Origin of the sequence: Streptococcus sp. HF-1907, from assembly GCF_015594605.1 — a bacterium.
In the GTDB taxonomy this organism is placed as follows: domain Bacteria; phylum Bacillota; class Bacilli; order Lactobacillales; family Streptococcaceae; genus Streptococcus.
In genome coordinates this window covers 1-4407 of record NZ_JADNQT010000030.1, presented here as the reverse complement: position 1 = coordinate 4407, position 4407 = coordinate 1, and the positions used below count along the sequence as shown (strand labels likewise).

5 protein-coding genes and 1 pseudogene are annotated in these 4407 nt (G+C 36.1%); 2 read left to right on the top strand and 4 right to left on the bottom strand.

Going from position 1 to position 4407, the window contains the following annotated elements:
- Positions 1-292 precede the first annotated feature (292 nt).
- Positions 293-1090, top strand: a complete 798-nt coding sequence (locus IYQ92_RS09910; RefSeq protein ID WP_195676481.1) for a helix-turn-helix domain-containing protein — start codon at positions 293-295, stop codon at positions 1088-1090.
- Positions 1091-1333: 243 nt separating this feature from the next.
- Here the strand turns inward: IYQ92_RS09910 and IYQ92_RS09905 are convergent, their stop codons facing one another.
- Positions 1334-1951 carry a class I SAM-dependent methyltransferase gene (locus IYQ92_RS09905; RefSeq protein WP_002886378.1) on the bottom strand — a complete coding sequence of 206 codons (618 nt, stop codon included), beginning with the start codon at positions 1949-1951 and terminating at the stop codon, positions 1334-1336.
- A gap of 149 nt (positions 1952-2100) precedes the next feature.
- Positions 2101-2256 (bottom strand): annotated as a pseudogene (locus IYQ92_RS09900) (DUF4368 domain-containing protein); the annotation flags it as partial.
- Positions 2257-2290: 34 nt separating this feature from the next.
- Between IYQ92_RS09900 and IYQ92_RS09895 the strand changes: the two are divergent.
- Positions 2291-2446, top strand: a complete 156-nt coding sequence (locus IYQ92_RS09895) for a hypothetical protein (RefSeq protein ID WP_171968097.1) — start codon at positions 2291-2293, stop codon at positions 2444-2446.
- On the opposite strand, the gene IYQ92_RS09890 is transcribed toward IYQ92_RS09895, so the two are convergent.
- Complete coding sequence (locus IYQ92_RS09890) at positions 2408-2542, bottom strand: putative holin-like toxin (RefSeq protein ID WP_105291367.1); 135 nt, start codon at positions 2540-2542, stop codon at positions 2408-2410. The genes IYQ92_RS09895 and IYQ92_RS09890 overlap by 39 nt on opposite strands.
- A gap of 414 nt (positions 2543-2956) precedes the next feature.
- A partial coding sequence (locus IYQ92_RS09885) for a Spy0128 family protein (RefSeq protein ID WP_195676480.1) occupies positions 2957-4407 on the bottom strand: 1451 nt, incomplete at its 5' end.

Sequence of the window (4407 nt, the reverse complement as noted above, 5' to 3'; positions counted from 1 at the left end):
ATAACTCTGCTTGAAGCAGGTCATTCATAGCTGTTTCAAGAGAAGTACGGAAAAATTCATCAATATCTTGCTTTTGGGCTAGGAAGTTAAGTAGTTCTGTGGTAAACTGAGTCATAGGAATAAATCTTTTTCTAGTAATGTTTCGCAACTCTACTATAACGGATTTATTCCTTTTTGTGTTTACACAACTTATTGTACACTACCTGTATTTGTTTATTATTTCTAAAACTGTTATAATAATTTTGACTATAAAAATTATAATTCTTTTAGGAAGATGTATGTAGGGAAAAACATGAAAGAATGTAAGGATAGTAACAACACAAAGGGGTTGTTGTTCACTGAACGCCTAACAAAGCTCCGACTGGCTAGAGGTTGGACCAAAAAAGAAATCAGTGTTCGGATTGGAAAATCACAGCAAACAGTAGGAAAGTGGGAAAATGGGACCAATGCTCCTAAATTCAAAGATCTTGTGAAATTAGTCGAGTTATTCGGAGTTACGTCAGACTATTTATTAGGATTATCAGACACGCCTAGTAAATATGCCTATCCACCATTTAACGACGATAAGGAAGAATATGTTGGTGAAATGTTTAAGCAGCTTGATGAGGGGAACCAAGATGCTACCGTTAGTTTCATAGAAAACCGATTAGATAATCAGCATATCTCTAAAGAAATCAGAGAAAAAGACCATAGAAAACAAATAGTAGTCGGACAAGGTGAACGACCAACCAAAAGAGTCAGTATCTATGCTAGAGTCGATACACAAGGGTTTGAACTCTCAGAGGTCCCAGTCGACTGTCTTGACTACCCAGTGCCTATTCCGATACATGATATTGCCTTTAAGGTTATTGGCGATTTTCTGCAACCTAGTTTTTTTGATGATGAAGTAATGTTTGTCATGAAAGACTCCATTCTTCGAACAGGTGATATCTGCATCGTGCAGCTTAATAGTCAGTATCACGTAATGAAGGTAAGTCAAAATAGAGAAAATGGTGACTTTCTCCTTAACTCGTTAAATTCTAACGAGGCACCTATCACCTTGTCAGAAAAGGATGATTTCAGCATTTTTGGCAAGATTGTACTTATGTAAGGTTAGTCATAATGATTCATTTTGATTACATAATCAATAAGTAAAAAGGCAACCCCAATGGAGTTGCCATAAACTGCAAGTATATAACTTACAGGAATAAAAGAAAGTACCTTCATTTTACGGCTCTATAATTTCTGTAGTGGGTAAAACCACTGTAGAGATTATAGAGCTTTTTGAGTGTACACAACTTATTTTACACTACCGCTTTTAAATTCATATTACTTTGTAAATAATAATTTAATATTACTTTTTATATGCAATCATTACACCAACTGGTGCAAGACCTCCATTTACCAATTTCATTTCAGCTACTGAAAATCCATATTCATGGATAAATTCTTCAAATTGCTTTTTATCCCATTCTTTATACATCTTAAACCCTACAATAGACATCAGCCGTTTTTTGAATTTACTTTGTTTTTCCTCTTTCCATAAAAAAGTGGGAGCAAACAAAGTACCATTAGGTTTTAATACCCTATATATTTCTTTCATTGCCTTGTCAGGCTCGGGCATAATATGAAGTGCATTAGCTATTACTACACAATCAAATTTCTCATCTGTATAAATCAATGAAGTAGCATCAGCTATTTCAAAGACAAGGTTCTCGTATTCTCCATGTTTTCTTGCTTCAAAAATCATTTGTTTAGAAAAATCAGTTGCAATCCAACTTTTCGTATATTTTGAAAGGTTAAAGGATAATTGACCTGAACCACAAGCAAGTTCAAGTACATTCATATCCTTACTCAAATAGGGGTTTATGTATCCGCAAACTTTATCATAAACACCTTTATCCTTCTTCATAAAAGGAGCATACAACTTGGCGAATTTATCCCAAAATTTTTTGTTACTCTTATCACTCACCAGCAAAACTCTTCCCAACAACAAATTTTAAACTCTCTCCGCTTTTAGCATTTCACATTATTCCTTAAAGATGAAAGCTAATTGCAAGTTAGTCTAAATTAACTAATAATATTTTACCATTTTTAAGTCATTTTTTCTATGCTCGCTTTTCATAGCACTTGACAGTTGCCTATAAAATTAAAGTAAACATCGACTTGTTGTTTTCTATCTTTTCCTTTTCTTCCCCCTGTTGCTTCATGGACTACTACTTTTTCTATATACTCATTTATCATTGGTACTGTCAGTTCATCAATATCTGTATATTTCGAATTGACTTAAATTGTTTATTCTGATAAAATTGTGGTAGAAAAAAAAGAAGTTGAGCAGTCACTCAACTTCCATGTAGAGCCGTTTAAAAGACGGTGGCTAGTTTTAAACGAAAATAATCCGTCTTACTTCGCCAAAAGTGGGGACGGATTATTTTTTGTCATCGTCTTTAAAGAGTTTGTAGCATAATCCAATTAGAGCGATAGTAAAACTACCAAAGCCTAGAATGGTTTGCACAATCTCGAACGCTGTCAAAACGGCTCTCCTCTCTACTAGATTTTGAATGTTTGCCCATAGGCATCACTCCTCTCTAATAATTGAAAGCCACCGTCTATCACTTTTCTACATATAAGAGTATATCAAATCCATATAATAAAAGCTATCTATAAAAGTCTGGCTCCTTCCATTGTGAAAAGAGCTGTTTTTTATTTTCAAATAAACTTTCAACTATGACAAAATATTCTTCTATTAGGTTATTTTTCATCCTTCAAGAAATTATTTTAAATATTTAAGTATCGTTGTTATTCACAACTTGCTCAATAAAATTGTTCACCAAGAAACAATCGACATCCCTCCCTAATGCAAAAACGCAAGATCACTCTTGCGTTTTTACTACCTATTTATGGATAAGTTAATAAATAATTAAAGTTTGAAATCAACTTAGCATAAACATATTGAATTATTCACCAATCCTCTATTTTATGAATTGTTCTTCCGTTTTCTTGATAAGACCAATCCAACTAATGTAAGAAGGCCTCCAACCTCTATTGCGACTTCAGACTTATTGTCACCAGTTTTAGGAAGTTCTTGTTCTTTTACATCCTCATAAACTACTGGAGTAAGCGAAGTGACTGATTTCACTGTTTGAACTTCTGGAGTCGGTGGGATAGGAGGTGTTACCGGTGGAACTATTGGTGTTGGTGGAGTTGGTGGGGTTACTGGCGGAACAACAGGTGTTGGTGGAGTTGGTGGGGTTACTTTATTGTTAAATTCTGTATCGGCTGGTAATTCAGTAATAGCAGTTAACACTCTTCCATCTTTCTTCACTTTGACTCCAACAGTAGCAATCATGTGGTCATACTCGATACCAGTTTCGGTACCTTTTACTTCTTCTACATGATAGATGTAAGTTCCTTCTTCACCATGTTTAAATGTAAGTGCTGAAAATTTAATCTTACCAGATGCATCGTTTGCTACTGTTTCGATTATATTTCCTTTTTCATCCTTCAAAACAAAGCTAAATTCTCCAGCTTTCAACTCACGACCCTCTAATTTCTTAGTGAAGTTGAACTGTACTGTCACTGGCGCTACCGCATAGTTGTTAAACTCGCTATCCGCTGGCATAACTACATTGGCTGTCAAGATACCAGATGCAGCATCTTTAGTAACGTTAACAGTTACTACTGCATTCATATCATCGTAATCGATGTTTGTATCTGAACCAGCTACTTCACGAACAGTGTAGGTATGTGTACCTTCTTTATCGTATGAAATAGCATCAAATTGGATGGTGCCGTCTGCCGCATTCTTCTTCGTTTGGAGAACTTGACCGTTTTCAAGCAACTCGAAGGTGAAGGCATCTGCCTCTAGGGCTTTGCCTTCAAGTTTCTTCGTGAACTTGAATTGAGCACTGGTTGCTGCTGGGGTGAACGTATTATTGAACTCTGTATCTCTTGGAAGAGCTTTGGTCGCTGTAAGGGTATGACCAGCTTTCGTGACAGTAACTGTTACCTCTGCCTTCATTGGGTCATACTCGATACCAGTTTCGGTACCTTTTACTTCTTCTACAGTGTACTTATGAATACCAACCTCATTATTCTTATAAGTGAGTGCATCGAAGGCTACTTTGCCTGAAGCATCATTGGTCTTCGTTTGAAGTACTTTACCAGTCGCATCTTTCAAGACAAAACTGAACTCGCCAGCTTTTAGAGTGCGTCCTGCCAAGACTTTACTAAAGTCAAATTGCGCTGTCACTGGCGCTACCGCATAGTTGTTAAACTCGCTATCCGCTGGCATATCTACCTTGGCTGTCAAGACACCTGTTGTTGCGTTCTTAGTGACGTTAACAGTCACTTCTGCGTTCATGCTATCATAGTCAATGTCTGTATCTGTTCCTGATACTTCACGAACGGTATATGTATGAGTTCCTT

What these genes read in the sequence shown, in the direction of transcription:
- IYQ92_RS09910 (WP_195676481.1), top strand. Translation starts at nt 293, where the DNA reads ATGAAAGAATGTAAGGATAGTAACAACACAAAGGGGTTGTTGTTCACT.